The organism is Isobaculum melis (assembly GCF_900111355.1).
In the GTDB taxonomy this organism is placed as follows: domain Bacteria; phylum Bacillota; class Bacilli; order Lactobacillales; family Carnobacteriaceae; genus Isobaculum; species Isobaculum melis.
In genome coordinates, this window is the sequence record NZ_FOHA01000004.1 from 113512 (window position 1) to 133553 (window position 20042).

Sequence of the window (20042 nt, forward strand, 5' to 3'; positions counted from 1 at the left end):
CTTCTGTATCAGAAGCATAACTTTTTGCATTTCAAGAGGACATTCTGTAGAATTAAGGTAATGTAATTTGGGAGGAAAAGTCAAATGAAATTATGGAAAAATGGTTTATTTTATACAATGGAACAAGCTGGTAAAACAGTAGAGGCAGTTTTATCTGATAAAGGGATGATTGTTGCAACTGGGGCAGTTGAAATGCTCAGAGCTAAATGGTCAGCGCAAATTCAGGAAGAAATTGATTTAAAAGGGCAAGTCGCTTTTCCTGGTTTTGTGGATTCTCATTTGCATATTCTTTGGTATGGTCAAGCGCTGTCAAGATTGAATTTATCTCAAGTGAAAAGCAAAAAAGAAGCTTTGACTTTAATTGAACAGCGGGTCAAAGAATTGGCACCAGAAGAATGGTTGTTTGTTGAAGGTTATAATGAGAATATGTGGACTGATGAACAGACACTATTTACCAAAGAGGATTTAGATGGCGTTAGTTTCGGGCATCCAGTGATTGTCAGAAGAATTGATTATCATTGTGTCACAATTAATACAGCTTACATTGAAGCGATTGGTTTAAAGGATCAGCAAGTTTTTGCTGGCGGAGGAGAGATTGTCTTAACAGCAGAGGGTTTGCTAACTGGAATTCTTAAGGATGAGGCCACAAACTTAGCGATTGATGCCTTTCCAATGCCAACACAAAAGGAATTGGAATCCTTGATTCAACTAGCGATTAAAGATTTATGGTCGAAAGGGCTGACTGGTGGGCATAGTGAAGATTTACATTACTTTAATGGCTTTATTGGGACACTAGCAGCTTATCGTTCCGCGATTGATCAAGAAAAAACACCATTTCGTGCGCATCTATTAATTCATCATGAGGAATTAGCTGCATATAGCGCTTCTGGTGAAAAATTTGTAGATGGCGATCCCTTTGTTGAATTAGGTGCGATGAAAATCTTTTATGATGGAACAGTTGGTTCTAGAACAGCTTTAATGACACAACCCTATGCAGATAATCCAGCTAATTATGGTTTGCAAATTCATGCTGATGCTTCATTTGAGGCAATGGTTATCAATGCCCGAAAAGCTGGTTTACCGATTGCTGTCCATATTTTAGGGGACGCAGCTTTTGAAAAAGTCTTAACAATGGTACAAAAATATCCACCTAAAGCAGGGCAACGAGATCGGATGATTCATACACCTTGGTTAACGGATGCTTTAATTGAACAAGCAAAAGGTTTACCATTAATGTTTGATATTCAACCACAATTTATGAGCAGTGATTTGCCTTGGGCTTTAGATATTTTAGGGGAGCATTATCCCCAACGAGCTTTTGCTTGGAAGTCTTTATTAGAAGCAGGTCTGTTATTAGCTGGTGGAAGTGATGCACCAATTGAGATACCCAACCCATTTTATGGCATTTATAGTGCTGTTACAAGAAAAGCAGATGCAGATCAGCAGGCTTATTTTAAAGAGCAAGCATTATCCGTTTATGAAGCCATTTCATTGTATACAATTGGGAGTAGTGTAGCAGATTATAAAGAAACAACTAGAGGAAAAATTGCACCTGGTTTTATATGTGATTTAACGGTTGTTAAAGAAGATCCATTCAGGATACCGGTAGAACAATTAAAGGATACAAAAGTGGCCATGACGGTTGTGAATGAACAGATTGTTTTTGAACAGAGATAAGTAAAAGGAGAGCGACGTAATGTTGCGCTCCTTTTGTATGTGAGGATTTTCTCTTTTGTGATAACGTTCACAAAAAAGATTGAAAAATGAAGTTGTAGATGCTACTATAGAGGTATCTAGATTGAAATGAGAAGGAAAATGGTGAGTTAAAATGGAAGAAACACAAGTGAAGAAAATACCAAATGCAACAGCTAAGCGACTTCCTTTATACTACAGAAACTTAAAATTTTTGGAGGAATTAGGAACTTGCCGAATCAACTCAAGTGAATTTAGTAAACTGGTTCAAGTCCCATCTGCTACGATTCGTAAAGATTTTTCACATTTCGGGGAGTTAGGTAGAAGTGGCTATGGCTATGAGGTATCCTATTTAATTTCTGTCTTTAGCCAAACATTAAATGTTAAAGAAGTAACCAAGCTAGCATTGGTGGGTGCTGGAAATCTGGGGAAAGCCTTGCTTAAAAATAATTTTAGAAGAAATGATGATTTAGTGATTACCTGTGCTTTTGATAATAATGAAACCTTATCAGGAACAACAGTAGGAGAGATTCCTATTTATTCAATGAAGGAGTTAACACAACAGATTAAAAAAAGAAAAATTGGAACAGCTATATCAACAGTCCCAAGTAAATATTCACAAAATGCGATTGATTTGCTGGTGAATTCTGGTGTGACAGCCATTCTTAATTTTGCACCAGGTCGTGTAAAAGTGCCGAAGCATGTTCATGTGCATTATATTGATTTGACAACAGAGCTACAAACGCTTGTTTATTTTAATGAGAATATGTAAACGTTATACTAGATAAGTTTGTTTATGGTACGATTATTTATGGGACAGATAGAAATTATTCTATCTGTCCTATTTTCTTCTCTCATTTCCCTAATTTTCCGAATTTCCCTTTATCTTAAAAAGCTTTATAAGCTAATAAATTGCTTATTTTTTTCATTCAACGCTATAATAGAAGAGAAGTCATATGAGCGAAAGAGGAGATAGACAATGGAAATCACAAAAAAAGGTGAAATCATTCATTTAGAAGGAACACAGGCAAAAACAGGAGATATAGCACCAGCTTTCTCATTAAATAACTTAGCAGATAAAACGATTCAACTAGCTGATTTTAAAGGAAAGGTCGTTTTACTAAGTGTTGTGCCAGATATTGATACACGTACTTGCTCGATTCAAACAAAACGTTTTAACCAAGAAGCAGGGAATGTACCAGAAGTACAATTAATGACCATTTCAAATAATACCAAAGAAGAGCAGGCTGATTGGTGTGCTGCTGAGGGTGTTGATATGGAAATGCTGCATGATCCAGATTCTGTTTTTGGGCAAGCATATGGCTTATATATTACTGAAATGAAACGTTTAGCACGTGCCATTTATGTGATTGATCAAGATGGAAAAATTATTTATGATGAAATTGTCGCTGAGCTTTCTGCTGAGCCTGATTATACAACAGCCCTTGAAATAGCTGTGAAAACTGCTGCAAAATAAAACAAATAAAAGTTGAAGTCGTAAGTAAGCGAGTTCAACTTTTTTTGCTAGTTTCTTCAAAATGATTTGACGAAAAAAGGCTTCAATGCTAGAATATAAAGGAAATAACAGCTTTGAACAAGAGGAGTAAATTGGATTTCTTTTAGAGAGAGAAAGCGGATGGTGCAAGCTTTTAAAGAAAACAGTTGAAGGTAGCTTGGGAGCTGATAAGTTGAAGGATACAAGTAGGCTTATCCGGGGTCGCCCTCGTTAACAAAGTGAATGAAGAGGAATTTTTTATCAGATGAGATAAGGATTCAATTTAGGTGGTACCGCGAATAACAGCATTCGTCCTAAGTCAATTAGGATGAGTGCTGTTTTAATTTGTCCAAAAATAGTAATCAAAGGAGTGGCTTAGATGACAGAAGAGTTAAACATGCCAACAAAGTACAATCCCCAAGAAGTTGAAGCGGGACGTTATGAGGAATGGCTAGCAAAAGATTTATTTAAACCAAGTGGTGATCAAACGAAGAAGCCTTATTCTATCGTAATTCCACCACCAAATGTAACAGGTAAATTGCATTTAGGGCATGCTTGGGATACAACGTTACAAGATATTATCATTCGTCAAAAACGGATGCAAGGCTTCGATACTTTATGGTTACCTGGGATGGATCATGCGGGAATTGCTACACAAGCGAAAGTTGAAGAAAAATTACGTGAAGAAGGCGTTACACGTTATGATTTAGGCCGTGAGAAATTCTTGGAAACAGTTTGGGATTGGAAAGAAGAATATGCCCAAGTGATTCGTGATCAATGGGCTAAAGTCGGGATTTCAGTCGATTATTCTCGTGAACGTTTTACCTTAGATGATGGCTTATCAGATGCAGTTAAAACGGTTTTTGTGAAGCTCTATGAAAAAGACTTAATTTATCGTGGAGAATATATTATTAACTGGGATCCAAAAGCGAAAACAGCTCTTTCTGATATTGAAGTGATTCATAAAGATGTTGAAGGTGCGTTTTATCATATGAGCTATCCTTTAGCGGATGGTAGTGGTCATTTAGAGATTGCCACAACGAGACCAGAAACTATGCTTGGGGATACAGCGATTGCTGTACATCCTGATGATGAGCGTTACCAACATTTGATTGGGAAAACAGTGATGTTACCGCTGATGGATCGTGAAATTCCTATTGTGGCAGATGATTATGTTGAAATGGATTTTGGAACAGGTGTTGTAAAAATGACACCTGCTCATGACCCAAATGACTTTGAAGTTGGTAATCGTCATGATTTAGAACGTATTAATGTGATGAATGATGATGCGACAATGAATGAACGTGCAGGTATTTATGTTGGTATGGATCGTTTTGAAGCAAGAAAAGCAGTGATTAAAGATTTAGAGGCATTAGGCTTATTAGTAAAAATTGAGAAAATGGTGCATTCAGTGGGACATTCAGAACGTACAGGTGTAGTTGTTGAGCCACGCTTATCCACACAATGGTTTGTAAAAATGCAACCATTAGCAGATGAAGCAATTGACTTACAAAAACAAGAAAATGTAGTGAATTTTGTTCCTGAACGTTTTGAAAACACTTATCTACGTTGGATGGAAAATGTCCATGATTGGGTAATTTCTCGTCAATTATGGTGGGGACATCGTATTCCAGCTTGGTACCACAAAACAACTGGTGAATTATATGTTGGAACAGAAGCACCAACAGATGCTGAAAATTGGGAACAGGATCCAGATGTGTTAGACACTTGGTTTAGTTCAGCTTTATGGCCGTTTTCAACCATGGGCTGGCCTGATACAGATGCACCTGATTTTAAACGCTATTTCCCTACTAGCACTTTGGTTACAGGCTATGATATCATTGCCTTCTGGGTAAGTCGTATGATTTTCCAAAGCTTAGAATTTACAGGAGAGCGTCCTTTTGAAAATGTGCTGATTCACGGTTTAATTCGTGATGAAGAGGGCCGTAAAATGAGTAAATCACTTGGGAATGGGATTGATCCAATGGTGGTTATTGATAAATATGGTGCAGATGCACTTCGTTGGTTCTTATCAAATGGTTCTTCTCCAGGACAAGATGTGCGCTTTAGTTATGATAAGATGGATGCTGCTTGGAATTTCATTAATAAAATTTGGAATGCGAGTCGTTTTGCATTAATGAATATGGAAGGCATGACGTATGATGAGATTGATTTAACTGGGAAGAAAAATGTAGCAGATCGTTGGATTTTAACTCGTTTAAATGAAACCATTACACGTGTAACCGAGCTATTTGATAAATTTGAATTTGGTGAAGCAGGTCGTCATTTATACAACTTTATTTGGGATGATTTATGTGATTGGTATATTGAAATGAGTAAGAGTGTCCTTTATGGCGAAGATGAAGCAGCTAAACACACAACTCGTTCTATTTTAGCTCATGTATTTGATCAAACCTTACGTTTATTGCATCCAATTATGCCATTTGTAACAGAAGAAATTTGGTTAAATATGCCTCATGAGGGAGAATCTTTAGTAACCGCTGATTATCCAACACCACGTAAAGATTTAAATGATGAGCAAGCTGCTAAAGGAATGGAAGTTTTAATGGAATTAATCCGCTCTGTTCGTAATATTCGTTCAGAAGTGAATACCCCATTATCTAAACAAATTGAATTATTGATTAAAACGAGTGATGAAGCCATAGCCACATTCCTACAAGAAAATGAAGGCTATATCACAAGATTCTGTAACCCAGAAAGCTTAGTAATTGCAAGCGATATTGAAGCACCAGAAATGGCGATGACAGCAGTGATTACAGGTGCTGAAATTTATCTGCCATTAGCAGGACTAATCAATATTGAGGAAGAAATCGCTCGTTTGAATAAAGAAATGGATAAATTAGATAAAGAAGTCAAACGTGTTCAAGGCAAGCTTGCAAATGAAAAATTTGTGGCAAGTGCACCTGCAGCAGTTGTTGAGGCTGAACGTGAAAAAGAGAAAGATTATTTAGAAAAACGTCACTTAGTTGCTGAGCGTATTGCAATGCTTGAAAAGAATTAAGCTGACATTGGATGAAACAAAAGTAGCAACACTTTTGTTTCATCTTTTTTAATAGAATGAATAAAAAGCATTAGGAGGTTACTATGGAGAAATCCAATAGAAGTATTTTAAACGAGGTTGCTAAAGCTAAACTTGGCCCCTTTGGTTTTATGAAACATAAAAATAATCCTAGAAAGTGGGTAAAGGACTGTGGCTACTTTTTCATATGGATTTGGATAGACAGTAGTTCGTTTGCTGAGCGCTATCGCTTTCAATATGGAGTCCAATTTTTACATAGTCGAAAAGATGAAGTAACCATGTACCTATCTGAAACTTGTGCAACAGTCAGGGCTGAAGATTATCTCAATGAAAATCGTGCTTTTGAGCAAGCTTTAATTGATGGCTTTGATGAATTATTGAGTCGAAAACATTTTGCTCGGCTAGCTCAAAGTGCTCAGAATCATCAAGTATTCTATGAAATCTTATTAGAGGATGAAGCGACAAAAGATTATTCAATTGGTTGGATGTGGCGTTATTGGTATCTTACTTATTTTTGTTTTCTGTTCAATCAAACAGCCGATGGTAATAAATGGTTAGAGATAACCAAACAAGAAGTAGAGAAGTATAAATATTTTGAAATGGCAGAAGGTAAAATTGGTAGAAGGGATTTTGTTTTTGAATTTGAAAAAAACAGTTTACTGCCATTTATCAAAACTGAAGATAAGCAACAAGCTTTAGAGCAAATGATTAAAGAGACACGGAGCGCATATAGAGCAGGTGGCGTGAAAAAATTACCTTATGATTTGTTTTTTGAAAGGGAAATAAATATTTAAAAAGATTTCTTTATTTGTTAATAATAAAACAGGTTTTTTTTTATTTGTTTTTATAGTTTATATTTTTTATTCAGTATATCCTAATGATAGAATGCTGGAAGCTTAGCTAAAACTAGCTGAACCCCGTTTGACAACTGCTTTTTGATTCGTTATTATGGTGTTGCAAGTAACATCTGTTTATTGCACCGCTGTTTATCTGTACTGAAAATAATAATACATCATAAATTTGTATGCTTCAAAATGTTGTGAGAACAACTTTTTGGAGCTTTTTTTATTCTTCTCTATTTTAAATTGAAAATATGTAAAAAACAGATGTTTATTGCATAACTTTAGAACAAAGAATCTGGTTGTATTTAAAGGAGAAGGGTTTAAGTATGAGACAAAAAGAGAAGACAAAATGGTGGAAATATGGGGTGCTCGTGTTGAGTATACTATTGATGATTCTGGTAAATCAAAAAAATCATCGAATAGAAGCTCAAACGAATGTACAAAAAAATCTGATAAAAAAAGGACCTATTGAGATTGATGAAGGTTTAGCAAAATTTGAGGTGCCATCAGATGCCAATTCTCAAGAGGAATTAGGAATGCCAACTGGTTACGTTCAAGATAAAGGATATGAGCGCGTTTTCTATAGAGAACAAATACATAGTTATAGTTCACAAACCTCAGATCGTTTTTTTGCTTCTCCGTATTATCTAGCAGATGGTCATGTATTATTTACAATCATGCATAGAAATACTGGCGCTACCCCAGATATATATTATGTTAGTTTGTTTTATGCTAAACCTGATGGAGAAATTATCGATCAAATATCTGTTGCGACAGGTGGTGCTCCTTTAAGTCCAAGCTTTAATGGTGCTACAGCAAATACAGATCATTTTGCGACGACACCTTCAGATGTGATGCCATTAGCAACAAATTTATATCATGTGCAGTATAGTGGCTATGCAAATGGAAATCGTCAAAACTTATGGAGAGATTTGGAATTTTCAATTGAAAATAATCGAATAGCTGTGAAAAATTGGCATACAATTCAGTATGCACCACCAGTAATGAAAGGAACAGATTTAGAGCAAGTTCACAAATTATATGGCACACAAGATATTATTAATCATGGAATAACAAATAGGGGTCAACATAATGTCACAGAAGTTTATCAGTGGGATGCAACAAAAAATACTTACAATCGTTTAGTCAATTTGAGTTTGGCAGGTTTAGAAAGTGAAGACTCTGGAACTTGGTCATATGATATAGGAAGAATCAGAATGAATGATGGTTATTATGGTGCCATATTTACTGGGCTTACTAGCCCAGGGAATTATAGATACCAGATTAGATTATGGGATAAAAATGGAAATCACCCAGTCATTATCGATGATTCCAGGGATTCACCAATGAGATTATCAAAAGCGAGTGCAACTGGTGATGCTTTTTATTATACAAAAACAGGGCCAAATGAGGTTAGTTTACATCTTGTAGATTTAACCGAAAGTACACCTCGCTCAACTAAAATTCTTTCCTTACCAAAAGGTTCAACGGTCCAGATAGAAGCAAATGGAGCGAATGAATTTGTTATCTATGGTTCAATCAGTGAGCCCTCTTCCTTTTTAAACTTAACGACACCAGGAATCTTTTTTGCAATATTAGACGATCAGTATCAAATGAAAGAAAAAGAAGCAGGGCTAGTTTCCATGACTGGCAACTTTATTATCTATTCTTTAGATAAAATAAAAGATAATCATTTCTTTATTACAGGAAGTGGAACAACTAGGGATTTGGCAACTGTTCCACCAAAAACTGGCTGGCAAGAAACAGCAAATAGTAAGGATATACATGTTCCCAATAATGCTGGCTTTGGCTCATTATATATTGGTAAAAATCATTTTCCATGGTTGCATGTAGGGAATCCACTGATTATTAATATTGATCAGCAAAGGTCAGCTGCTGAATGGGAGTCGATTTTACTAAATGACGTGAAAGTTTCTGACACCTATGATTTATCCCCACAAAATCTAACAGGTCAAAAAACACAAGCAATGCTAGATAAACGAATCAATCGCAATCCTATCAATCCTAGTTTACCAATCGCCTGGGAAGCTTTAGGGCTTGATAAGACGACGCGTGGAGCTAATGAGGTAAAATACTTCATGACTGATTTCACAAATCTAACAACTGCTCATTCAAGATGGGTAAATAAAGTAGATGATGCAACAGAAATAACTAGCGACAATAAATTAGCATTAGCTGCATCAAATTTCTCTATCCATGTGGATGATTTAAATCGTTTAACAGCAACTGAAGCAAAAAAATTATCTGATAGCATAGGATGGAATTTGACCAATGGAAACATCTTTGATAGTACAGAAAATAGTACAAATACTATCACTGTAAATGAGGATGAATTAAAAAAAATTAAAGCTGCTAAAGCCGCCTATGATGCACTAGGTAGTCAACCTAATGCGGAAGAAAAAGCCAAGCTAATCAAGCCTTATCCGTTAACCTTTACAATGCAAACAAAAGATGGAACTTGTGAACGAATTGCAACAGTCTTTGTGACTGATGATACAACTGAAATTGATCAAGATATTGTGATTTACGGTTTTGATTTTAATCAATCTATCAAAAAAGTAAAAACAGTGCAGTCATCAGAAATCATTACGGCGTCTAAAGCATCTGCATGGGATTTTAAGATGAACTGGAAAAAAGGCGATACTCAATTACCTGATAGTCAATTATCAGTGGACTTAACTTATTTAGGTGCAACGGATGATGTCACTGGCTTAAATCTCGTGGAACAGGTAGGCGATTATAAAATCAGGTTGTTATATAGTGGTGTTACTCCTACAAGAGTGAGTCAGCTGCCAACAGCACATGTTTTTGGAGATGAAGTGACCATCCATGTGAGACAAGTTGTATTGGCTCAAAAAGATGAAATAGTTGTACCAGCGAAAGGCTATTATGTGTTTCAAAATCTCAATAGCGTAGCAACACCTACTATTCATTCTGAGAATAATGTACAAACACAGACTTTAACGGATGATAGCAATCAAACTTTTGAGTCCATTAGCTTAAAATTAGCTTTTGATTATTGGTGCTATCAAGTGAAGCCGATTGTACCAGAGTATTATCAGTATGACGGTTTCGTTGTAACGCCTAAAGAACCGACTAGCACGAATCCACATGCTGCGGCAAATAAGGATGGAAATGCAACTGATCCTATTCCAATACTAGATTTTGCAGATACAGATGTTTATTGGTTAACAATTTACTTAAAGCCAAATGATGCACAGGTTATCAAACCTTATAGCTGGGATTATCAATTGAATCCTCTTGGAGAAGTGAAACCTTAGACTTTATTTGGAAAGTAAAAACAATCTAAGAGAATGAAGGATAGCAAAGAAACTCATTCTAGCAAGTCTGAATTCGTTATGAAGGAAGAACCTTTAAGTTAACAAAAAGCTTTCCCATTTAGTGTTGCAAACCTAATGGGAAAGCTTTTATTTATTTTAATTTACAAGTTGATTTTTCTTCCATTTACGAATCTTTGTACGGAAGTTTGTAAAGGGTGAAATGGTATTAATCTTAATCCAACGAACCATCGCCCAGCTTTCATTATCTCCAGTCCATTGACGGACGCCTTGAGTAAATAATTCTTCATCTGATAAGCCATCAATCCAAGCTTGGCAATCTTGTTCTAGCTGTTTAAAACATTTGCGCATGTCGGTTAATGACATCCCTTCACAGTCCTGATAAAAAATCTGATACATCTCCCCCAAACGATTCCATTTAAAACCCTCTCTAGGCATGACCGCTTCTTTTCCTGCCTTTTCATCAGCATCCCATTTCATTAAGAGTCTGAGCCAGCCAATTTGATAAGCAATAATTTCAGCAGGTGTGCGGTCAATAACTTCATCCCTCACATCACGATCCGCCTCTGCAATTGCATCAAATTCACCATCTAACAGCAGATATCGCTTATGAATTTCATCCTTTAACGCTTGTTTTGTTTTTGGTAAAGCACTGGTTGCCATAGCTAGTCACTTCCATTTCTTTAAGTTAAGATAAGTATAAAGGATGACATAGTGAGAGAGTCAACAGAAAAAAGAAAACCTTTAGCGAAGCACTACTTCTTTTTTGAGATTTATGTTAAAATGTTAGGGAACAAGTGTGCGTTAATGCATGCTTTATTGAATGGAATAGGTGGTATTGAACATGTACGAATATATGAAGGGACGTTTGTCCTTTGTGTCTCCAAGTTATTTAGCAGTTGAAGTAGGTGGAATTGGCTATCAATTATTTGTTGCAAATCCATTTCGCTTTTCTAGCAAATTTAATGAGGAAATTTTGATTTATGTCCATCAAGCAGTCAGAGAAGACGCCATTACCCTATATGGCTTTGCTGATTTAGATGAAAAACAATTATTTTTAAAATTAATTAGTGTCTCAGGCATTGGTCCTAAAAGCGCACTAGCCATCTTAGCTAGCGATGATCATGGTGGTTTAGTCAATGCTATTGAAACAGATGATGCAGGGTATTTAACGAAGTTTCCTGGTGTTGGTAAAAAAACAGCTCAGCAAATTGTCTTAGATTTAAAAGGCAAATTAGGTGAATTAAGCACTACAGCGGCTGCCACCGAGAAAATGGAAGCCAGTCCAGTTGTTAGCGCAACGAAACATATGGAAGAAGCGCTGGAAGCCCTTAAAGCATTAGGCTATAGCGCGAAAGAATTGAAACGTATTGAACCAAAATTAAAATTAGTTGAAGCAACAAGCACAGATGAATATTTACGAACAGCCTTAAAATTATTGATGAAAAAATAACTCTGTAAAGGACTGAAGCAGATGAAGATTGCCTTAATTGCTCATGACCGTAAAAAGGAACGGATGATTGAATGTTGTTTGGCCTATTATGAACTATTGAAGCCACATGAACTTTTTGCAACAGGAACAACTGGTTTAAGAATTGAAGAAGCAACAGGACTATCCATTCATCGCTTTAATTCTGGACCACTTGGTGGCGATCAGCAAATTGGGGCGATGATTGCAGAAGGTCAAATGGACTTGGTCATTTTTTTAAGAGATCCATTAACGGCACAGCCACATGAACCAGATGTTTCAGCCTTGCTTCGATTAGCGGATGTTTATGATGTGCCACTAGCAAGCAATATTGGAACAGCTGAGGTTCTATTAAGAGGACTTGGACAAGGTCTGGTGGATTGGCGGAAGTTATTTCATCAAAAGAAAAGTTAAGTGAAAGAGGTGACAATTGTGACAGAGGAAAATCGCATTGTTTCGGGGGAGCAGATTGATGGTGAAGAAGTAACAATTGAAAAAAGCTTGCGTCCAGTCACAATGAGCCAATATATTGGACAAGATAAAGTTAAACGAGAATTATCGATTTATATAGAAGCAGCCAAAAGACGTGAAGAGGCTTTAGATCATGTCTTACTTTATGGACCACCTGGACTTGGTAAAACAACAATGGCAATGGTGATTGCGAATGAAATGAATGTTGGGATTAGAACAACGAGTGGGCCTGCAATTGAACGACAGGGCGATTTAGTGGCTTTGTTGAACGAGCTAGAGCCTGGGGATGTTTTATTTATTGATGAAATTCATCGCATGCCAAGAGTTGTAGAGGAAATGCTGTATTCTGCAATGGAGGATTTCTTTATTGATATCATTGTAGGGGAAGGCCCAAATGCACATCCAGTTCATTTCCCCTTACCACCCTTTACTTTAGTAGGGGCGACAACGAGAGCAGGTTTATTATCTGCGCCTTTAAGAGATCGTTTTGGAATTGTAGCGCATATGGAATACTATCAAGAAAAAGATTTAGCTGAGATTGTCTTGCGCTCAGCAGATATTTTTGCCACAGAAATTGAAGCAAGTGGTGCGATTGAAATTGCTTTGCGTTCAAGAGGAACCCCACGGATTGCCAATCGATTATTAAAGCGTGTCCGTGATTTTGCCCAAGTAGAGGCAGAAGGTATTGTCACGAAAGAAATTGCTGATCAAGCATTATATATGTTGAATGTTGATAAAAAAGGGCTCGATTATATTGACCAAAAAATCTTAAAAGCAATGATTGAATTGTATCAAGGAGGGCCAGTAGGCCTAACAACAATTGCGGTAAATATTGGAGAAGAAACAGAAACGGTTGAAGATATGTATGAGCCTTATTTAATCCAACGAGGATTTTTAAAGCGAACCCAAAGAGGGCGGATTGTCACGGCGCTTGCTTATGAACATCTAGGCTATGATCAATCGACTGAAAAATGAGAAGGAAAGAAGGAACAAGTGTGTTAACAACTGAAGATTTTGATTTTGAGTTACCAGAAGAGCTAATTGCACAAACCCCACTTGAGGATCGTGCTAGTTCAAAGCTGTTAGTATTAAATAGTAAAACAGGTGCCTATGAAGATAAGGTGTTTTCTAATATTGTGGATGAATTAAATCCAGGAGATGCTTTAGTGCTGAATGATACAAGAGTATTACCTGCTCGATTATATGGAGAAAAACCAGATACAGGTGGTCATTTAGAAGTGTTGCTGTTAAAGAATACTAAAAATGATGAATGGGAAACTCTTGTTAAGCCAGCTAAAAGAGCCAAAGTAGGCACAAAAGTTTCGTTTGGTGATGGTCGATTAACAGGTGTTGTGACTGAAGAGCTTGAACATGGTGGTCGGATTGTTGATTTTAAATATGAAGGGATTTTCCTTGAAGTATTGGAGTCATTAGGCGAAATGCCTTTACCGCCATATATCAAAGAGCGCTTAGACGATCAAGAACGCTATCAAACGGTTTATTCAAAAGAAAGTGGTTCAGCTGCGGCACCAACTGCTGGGCTACATTTTACTGAAGAATTATTAACACAGATAAAAGCAAAAGGTATAAAGCTTGTTTTCTTAACCTTACATGTTGGTCTTGGTACCTTTAGACCAGTAAGTGTTGAAAATTTAGCAGATCATCATATGCATAGTGAATTCTATCGCTTAACAGAAGAAGCTGCAGCAATCTTAAGAGAGGTTAAGGCAGCAGGTGGTCGAGTGGTAGCGGTAGGAACAACCTCTATTAGAACCTTAGAAACAATTGGGACAAAGTTTGAAGGAAATATCCAAGCAGATAGTGGCTGGACAAGTATTTTTATTGCACCAGGCTATACCTTTAAAATTGTGGATGCATTTTCAACGAATTTCCACTTACCAAAATCAACCTTAGTCATGTTGGTGAGCGCTTTTGCAGGAAGAGAAAATGTTTTAGCAGCTTATCATCATGCTGTTGAAGCACGTTATCGTTTCTTTAGTTTTGGAGATGCTATGTTTGTGAAGTAATCTCAGCAGTGTAAAATTAAATAAAAGGAGGCCACCAGATGTATCAAACAGTGAAAGATTGTCAGATTTATTATGAAATATTTGGGACTGGAACGCCACTTGTTTTTCTACATGGCTATGCAGTTGATCACCATATTATGAGTGAAGCATTTGAACCCATTTTGTCCAATCATCAGGAATATCAACGCATTTATATTGATTTACCAGGAATGGGAAACTCAATAGCTAGTCCTAATCTGAAAAATGCAGATGACTTAGCTGAGGTTTTAATTGAATTCTTAAATAGTCTATTAAAAAACCAATCCTTTATCTTATTTGGTAACTCATATGGTGGCTACCTTTCTTTAGAATTAACCTTTAAATTAAAAGAAAGAGTCAAGGGATTATTTCTACTTTGCCCAGTTGTGATTGCTAGTTCTCAGAATCGAACTGTTCCTTTGCAAGTTGAAGTTGTAGCAGAAGAACCTATTAGTGTTTCGGAAAATACAGCGTATTTTGATGACTTTCAAGGAATGATGATGTTGCAGAATCAACAGACTTGGCAGTGTTATCAAGAATCAGTTGTAACAGGCTTACAATTAAGAAATAAGCAATTTATTCAACAATTTCAACAAAATGGTTATCAGTTATCGACAGAAGAAAAAATGAGAACAGAAAGGTCTTCTGTGCCTACGATGCTACTTCTAGGCAAACAGGATCAGCAAGTAGGGTATCAAGATCAGTTGTTTTTAGTGGAACGCTTCAAAAATCTTTCCTGTTACATTGATAATTTTGCAGGACACAATTTTCAAATAGATAATGAACCTTTATTTCAGATGTTGGTTCTAAGGTTTATGGAGAAATTAAAGTAAAAAAGCACCTGCCAGCGCTTTTTTACTTATTTAATTTACTCTAGCTCCATATTGAACGAGCCAAGCATCAAATTTCTCCATAAGCCGGTGTAACAGTAAGAGATTTGCAAATGCCAAAATAGTACATACGATACAAGTTAAAAGAAGTGTTAAAGAAGAATCCGTTATTTCCTTGTAAAGTTGCAGAAGTAAATAGCAGCATAAGGGAAATTGAAGAATAGCAGTCAACAGACCAGGAACATAGATTTTAACCTTAATTGACATTAAAAAATGAACAAAAAGATGAAGTGTATAAGCTAAGAATAGGCTGAAATAAATACTGAAGTTCTCTGTTGATTGTGTAAAAAATGAAGCTCCAGAAAGTAACAAAAACTCTTCCAAAACGGCAATTGAAAAAGCAGCTGTGTTAGTTGTATTGCCAAAAAATGGACGCTTTGCTGAAGAGAATTTTTTTCTATGACGCTTTTTCCATGCACGAACCATAATGATTTCCTCAAAATCATGAATCATAAATAGAATGGGAAGTATCCATATGATAAAGCTAGATTGAAACATATCATCACCTACTTTTTTTATTTTTCACATGTGAAGTAACGTCAGTTTAGCTGATTTTTTTGTGAAAATCTAGTAGTTGGATAAAAGTGCATCAAAACTAGTAAAAGTGAGACAGAAAGGAGCCTAGTCCAATGAATCAAGCAACTCGATCAAAAAAAGAATTGACAAAATCCTTATTTGAATTAATGAAAAGAAAAGATTTTACTCGCATCACAGTGACTGAAATTGCACAGCAGGCCTTATTAGATCGAAGAACTTTTTATCGGCATTACGTACAAAAAGAAGAAATCATTGAAGACTATTGTGATGAACTTTGCCTTGCTTATATTGGAAGACTAAAACAAGTCATGCCAATCAATTTTTATCTCATGGCTTTCATTTATTTTGAATTTTGGTATGAACATCGAGAATTTCTAGCGCTTATAATCTCTAGTCATTTATATCATTTTGTGATTGCTAGGTATGATACTTATTTACCCCATATTCGAGAAATTTTTGAAGGACAAACCTTTGAATATGAGAATACTACAATGGAAAAATATGCACTTTCTTTTAGTATTGGTGGCTTTTGGCATTTATTAAAGGTTTGGCAAAAAAATGGCATGCAAGAAACACCTGAGGAAATGGCAACTATTATGATGAAAGCTTATGTTTTAGTCGATAAAACAAAAAAGTAGCCAGTTGCTAAAGTGATAGCAACTGGCTTTATACTTTCAGAGAGACAAGAATAAGGAATCATGGAGATAAGGTAAAGCGAGGTTTTTCTCTTTCTTCACGTTATTTTGTTAAAACACACGACATTTTTCTTTTTAACACTATCCAATACTTTACCTAGTAAAACAAAGGTGATAGGCAAATCATAAACTGAGACGAACATTTTAAACATATGCATTCTTAAAACTTTTGAATGGACTCCTTATTCAAGCTTACTTCTCTCTTTCTACTTAGAGTATAGCACCTTGAGTAAGCGTTTGCAAAAAATAGGACTTAAAGAGAATCTATTGAAAATTTGTGAGATATGTTATACTACTAAGCAAGAAAAAAGAATTGTGAGGACTGACCAAATATGGAAGAAGACTATTTAGGAAAAGAAATAAAAGTACTACAAAAACCAAGCTTAGGGGACACCATCTTCTTTGGTGGATTAGGTATCGTCGGGATGCTGAGTCTATTTTTTACTAGTGCCTATCCAAATGGACAAATGATCATCTTCATTTTAGCTGTCATCTGTTTAGCAATGGGCTATTGGTCCTTTGGAAGACGTAAAGACGGGGTCGTTTTATATGAGCATGGGATGAAAATTGATTATGCAAAATTTAAACGAACGGTTTATTATCGTGAAATTCAAGAGGTACGAGATCAAGATAAAAAAAAGAAACGCAAACGCTTTATCACTTTTCCTCATTTTTATTTAACAGATGGGACCGTTTTTAAATTAATTATTCCAATCGAAAGAGACAATCAGGAGCTATTTTATTCAATGGCAGAACCAGGATTTATGTTAGAAAAATAACAGAGCATGCCCGAGGGCATGCTCTTATTTTATTGCTTAAATAGTTGATTTTTAGGCATCCCAATTTGTTGTGCACTATAAATACTTAAATGTCCTGAGCATAAGTAACTAATCAAACAACTGATAAATAAGAAGACTGCACCTTCTGAGCCAAACAGCTCGATGCCCATGATAAAGCAAGCAATCGGTGTATTTGTGGCTGCAGCGAATACACCAATAAAACCTAATGCTGCCATAAAAGCAGGGGGAAGTGTCATCAAATGTGCCAATGAACTTCCTAGTGTTGCACCAATATCAAATAATGGGGTAACCTCTCCTCCTTGAAAACCAGCACCTAAAGTTAATGCCGTAAATAATAATTTCCAAATAAAATCAAAAGCACCAGAAACACCAGCAAAAGCCTGATCAATGAGTTCAAGACTTAGACCAGCATACTTTTGATTGCCAACCATAAAAGTGAATAAAATAATGACTAAGCCACCAACAAAGCTTTTCAGCATTGGATTTTTAAATAGCGACTGATAGGTTTTCTTAAAAAAGTGAACCAAACGACTAAATAATAATCCTGTTAAACCAAATAAGATTGTAGCGACTAAAACTTTCAATAATAACAATACTGACAGCTCAGGAATGATGCCAATAGCATAAGAATGATGTTGAATCCCAAAAGATAACGTCACTAAATTTCCCACAAAAGCGGCAACAAAACTTGGGAATAACGCATCTCTTCGCATCAAGCCAATGACTAACACTTCAGCGCCAAATAATGTACCTGCTAAAGGTGTCCCAAAAACAGAACTAAAGCCAGCACTAATTCCGCAAATCAGTAAGATACTTCGTTCATTCTTTACTAATTTAAACCATTTGGCGACCTGGTTTGCTAAGGCGCCACCCATTTGGACAGCCGTTCCTTCACGTCCAGCAGAACCACCAAATAAATGGGTAGCTAATGTCCCCATTAAAACCAGAGGAATCATGCGTAAAGGAATCGCTTCTTCTATTGCGCCATTTGCTTGTTCAATCACTAAATTATTTCCTTTGTCAGCATTTTTGCCAAATTTGAAATAAAAGAAACTAATGATAGCACCTGCAACTGGTAATAAATAGAGCAACCAGGAATGAGCCATCCTTGTTTCAGTTGCCCAATTTAAACTAGTTAGGAAAACTGCTGAAGCAAGCCCAGCTAAGGCACCAACGCTACTTCCAAGTACCAGCCATTTGATGAAATAAAGACCTGTTTGTTTGATAGACTGCATGGTTATTTTTTGTCGCATTGCTTTTTCCAAATTTATCAAACTCCTTAAAAAAGAATAGACTCCTACTAGGAAAATCCTTTCAGATTTTTTTACTAGTAGAAGTCATCAGCGCATTGGCAGTTAAAGGCGAACTTCATCACCGATTGAATAATCTTCAAATAGGATACCATTTTTGTCCAAAAATAGAAAGAGAAAACTTGAAAAAAATAGTCGAAAAGCTTAGGGAATGGTATAATGATGGATATCATTTAATGAAAATAAATGGAAGAAGGAGAAATAATGGAACAATCACCAATTCAGCACTTGAAAGAGCGACTGAAAATTCAAAAATTAACCGCAGAACATTTAACTCAATTCAACGAGTTATTGCGTTATGTGTTTCAAGTAACCAATGAGGATTTACAGGAAGTCGGTTGGGAAGATGAAGAAATTGAACGCTCTAAATTACCTGTCTTAGAAAAAGCCAATGTCGTAGGCTGGTTTGATGGCGATAAATTAGCTTCGCAAATCGCTGTCTATCCATTTGAAGTGAATATCTATGGGAAAAAATATAAAATGGGTGGTGTGACAGGGGTAGGAACCTATCCTGAATATGCTAATCTCGGTTTAATTAATGAGCTAATGCTGCATTGTTTAACAGAAATGTGTCAAGCAGGGCAGACTATTTCCTACTTATATCCCTATTCCATTCCCTATTATCGCAAAAAGGGTTGGGAAATTATTTCAGATAAGATGAACTATACAATGAAAGATACGCAATTACCAAAGCCAACTGAAGTTTATGGCATGGTAGAAAGGGTCGATTTCACTTATCCAGATATTTTGCATATTTATCAGCAATTTTCTGAAACCAGACATGGTGCAATGATTCGAGGCGAGATTGCTTGGGAAGAGTATTGGCGTTGGGAAACGGATGAAACCATTGCGGCGATTTATTATGATCCAGATGGCTTGCCACAGGGCTATGTTTTTTATAATATTTCAAATGATGTATTTGACATGAAAGAAATGGTTTACCTAAATCAAGAGGCTAGAAATGGTTTATGGAACTATATTACAGCCCATTTTTCAATGGTCGATGAAGTAAAAGGACGTACTTATACAAATGAACCAATTGCTTTTTTAATGGAAGATAGTGCAATTACAGAAACAATTAAGCCTTATATCATGGCAAGAATTGTAGATGTGAAGCAATTTTTAATAGACTACCCATTTGAAAAGGTACAGGGAAAACTGCATTTTATCGTTAAAGATCCATTACTGACCTGGAATAGAGGAATCTTCTCTGTTGAAATAGCAGAAGATGGACAAGTTACAATCGGTGAAGAAGAAACAGCACATCCAATTGAAGTATCAATTCAAATGCTGACAACCATGCTAATGGGCTATCGTAGACCAGCTTATTTACACAAATATGATAAAATAAGTGGCGCAAAAAATAGTCTTGAGCTACTTGAAAGAATGCTGCCAAAAGGCAGTGCTTATTTCTCTGATTATTTCTAAAAAGGAGGG

At 36.2% G+C, this 20042-nt stretch carries 17 protein-coding genes, 1 riboswitch and 1 other annotated feature; of the genes, 14 read left to right on the forward strand and 3 right to left on the reverse strand.

The window, feature by feature from the left end; genetic code table 11:
• The first annotated feature begins 84 nt into the window (after positions 1-84).
• The 6 genes from BMW29_RS04950 (at position 85) to BMW29_RS04975 (ending at position 10371) form a co-directional block, all read left to right on the forward strand.
• Positions 85-1677 carry an amidohydrolase gene (locus BMW29_RS04950; protein ID WP_092650950.1) on the forward strand — a complete coding sequence of 531 codons (1593 nt, stop codon included), beginning with the start codon at positions 85-87 and terminating at the stop codon, positions 1675-1677.
• 151 nt (positions 1678-1828) lie between these two features.
• A complete protein-coding gene (locus BMW29_RS04955) occupies positions 1829-2464 on the forward strand; it encodes a redox-sensing transcriptional repressor Rex (RefSeq protein WP_092650952.1) in 636 nt (211 codons plus the stop codon).
• 207 nt (positions 2465-2671) lie between these two features.
• Positions 2672-3169, forward strand: coding sequence for a thiol peroxidase (gene tpx / locus BMW29_RS04960; RefSeq protein ID WP_092650954.1), 498 nt, complete (start codon positions 2672-2674; stop codon positions 3167-3169).
• 104 nt (positions 3170-3273) lie between these two features.
• Positions 3274-3507 (forward strand) — a binding site (T-box leader).
• A gap of 59 nt (positions 3508-3566) precedes the next feature.
• Positions 3567-6209: a valine--tRNA ligase gene (locus tag BMW29_RS04965; protein WP_092650956.1), complete on the forward strand. Its 2643-nt coding sequence runs from the start codon at positions 3567-3569 to the stop codon at positions 6207-6209.
• Positions 6210-6292: 83 nt separating this feature from the next.
• Positions 6293-7021, forward strand: a complete 729-nt coding sequence (locus BMW29_RS04970) for a hypothetical protein (protein ID WP_092650959.1) — start codon at positions 6293-6295, stop codon at positions 7019-7021.
• A 374-nt stretch (positions 7022-7395) separates the two neighbouring features.
• On the forward strand, positions 7396-10371 hold the full coding sequence (locus BMW29_RS04975) for a hypothetical protein (protein ID WP_092650961.1): 2976 nt from the start codon (positions 7396-7398) through the stop codon (positions 10369-10371).
• Positions 10372-10527: 156 nt separating this feature from the next.
• On the opposite strand, the gene BMW29_RS04980 is transcribed toward BMW29_RS04975, so the two are convergent.
• Positions 10528-11052, reverse strand: coding sequence for a ClbS/DfsB family four-helix bundle protein (locus tag BMW29_RS04980; protein ID WP_092650963.1), 525 nt, complete (start codon positions 11050-11052; stop codon positions 10528-10530).
• 181 nt (positions 11053-11233) lie between these two features.
• On the opposite strand from BMW29_RS04980, the gene ruvA reads away from it, so the two are divergent.
• The 5 genes from ruvA to BMW29_RS05005 are packed head-to-tail and all read left to right on the forward strand — an operon-like array spanning position 11234 to position 15206.
• Positions 11234-11842, forward strand: coding sequence for a Holliday junction branch migration protein RuvA (gene ruvA, locus BMW29_RS04985; protein ID WP_092650965.1), 609 nt, complete (start codon positions 11234-11236; stop codon positions 11840-11842).
• A gap of 21 nt (positions 11843-11863) precedes the next feature.
• Positions 11864-12271, forward strand: a complete 408-nt coding sequence (gene mgsA / locus BMW29_RS04990; protein WP_092650967.1) for a methylglyoxal synthase — start codon at positions 11864-11866, stop codon at positions 12269-12271.
• An 18-nt stretch (positions 12272-12289) separates the two neighbouring features.
• Complete coding sequence (gene ruvB / locus BMW29_RS04995) at positions 12290-13303, forward strand: Holliday junction branch migration DNA helicase RuvB (protein WP_092650969.1); 1014 nt, start codon at positions 12290-12292, stop codon at positions 13301-13303.
• Between the two features lie 20 nt (positions 13304-13323).
• A complete protein-coding gene (queA, locus tag BMW29_RS05000) occupies positions 13324-14355 on the forward strand; it encodes a tRNA preQ1(34) S-adenosylmethionine ribosyltransferase-isomerase QueA (RefSeq protein WP_092650971.1) in 1032 nt (343 codons plus the stop codon).
• Between the two features lie 38 nt (positions 14356-14393).
• Positions 14394-15206 (forward strand): alpha/beta fold hydrolase, encoded by an 813-nt coding sequence (locus tag BMW29_RS05005; RefSeq protein WP_092650973.1) that lies wholly within the window; start codon positions 14394-14396, stop codon positions 15204-15206.
• 30 nt (positions 15207-15236) lie between these two features.
• Here BMW29_RS05005 and BMW29_RS05010 read toward each other — a convergent pair whose 3' ends face one another.
• A complete protein-coding gene (locus BMW29_RS05010; RefSeq protein WP_092650975.1) occupies positions 15237-15761 on the reverse strand; it encodes an HXXEE domain-containing protein in 525 nt (174 codons plus the stop codon).
• 131 nt (positions 15762-15892) lie between these two features.
• On the opposite strand from BMW29_RS05010, the gene BMW29_RS05015 reads away from it, so the two are divergent.
• Together BMW29_RS05015 and BMW29_RS05020 are read left to right on the forward strand one after the other, a co-directional pair.
• Positions 15893-16438 carry a TetR/AcrR family transcriptional regulator gene (locus BMW29_RS05015; protein WP_092650977.1) on the forward strand — a complete coding sequence of 182 codons (546 nt, stop codon included), beginning with the start codon at positions 15893-15895 and terminating at the stop codon, positions 16436-16438.
• A gap of 389 nt (positions 16439-16827) precedes the next feature.
• Positions 16828-17274: a hypothetical protein gene (locus BMW29_RS05020; protein WP_092650979.1), complete on the forward strand. Its 447-nt coding sequence runs from the start codon at positions 16828-16830 to the stop codon at positions 17272-17274.
• Between the two features lie 29 nt (positions 17275-17303).
• On the opposite strand, the gene BMW29_RS05025 is transcribed toward BMW29_RS05020, so the two are convergent.
• Entirely contained in the window at positions 17304-18530 is a 1227-nt protein-coding gene (locus BMW29_RS05025; RefSeq protein WP_245706233.1) for a voltage-gated chloride channel family protein, read from the reverse strand.
• Positions 18531-18619: 89 nt separating this feature from the next.
• A riboswitch (Fluoride riboswitch) is annotated at positions 18620-18680 on the reverse strand.
• 129 nt (positions 18681-18809) lie between these two features.
• On the opposite strand from BMW29_RS05025, the gene BMW29_RS05030 reads away from it, so the two are divergent.
• Positions 18810-20033, forward strand: a complete 1224-nt coding sequence (locus tag BMW29_RS05030) for a GNAT family N-acetyltransferase (protein ID WP_092650981.1) — start codon at positions 18810-18812, stop codon at positions 20031-20033.
• The last annotated feature ends 9 nt before the right edge of the window (positions 20034-20042 follow it).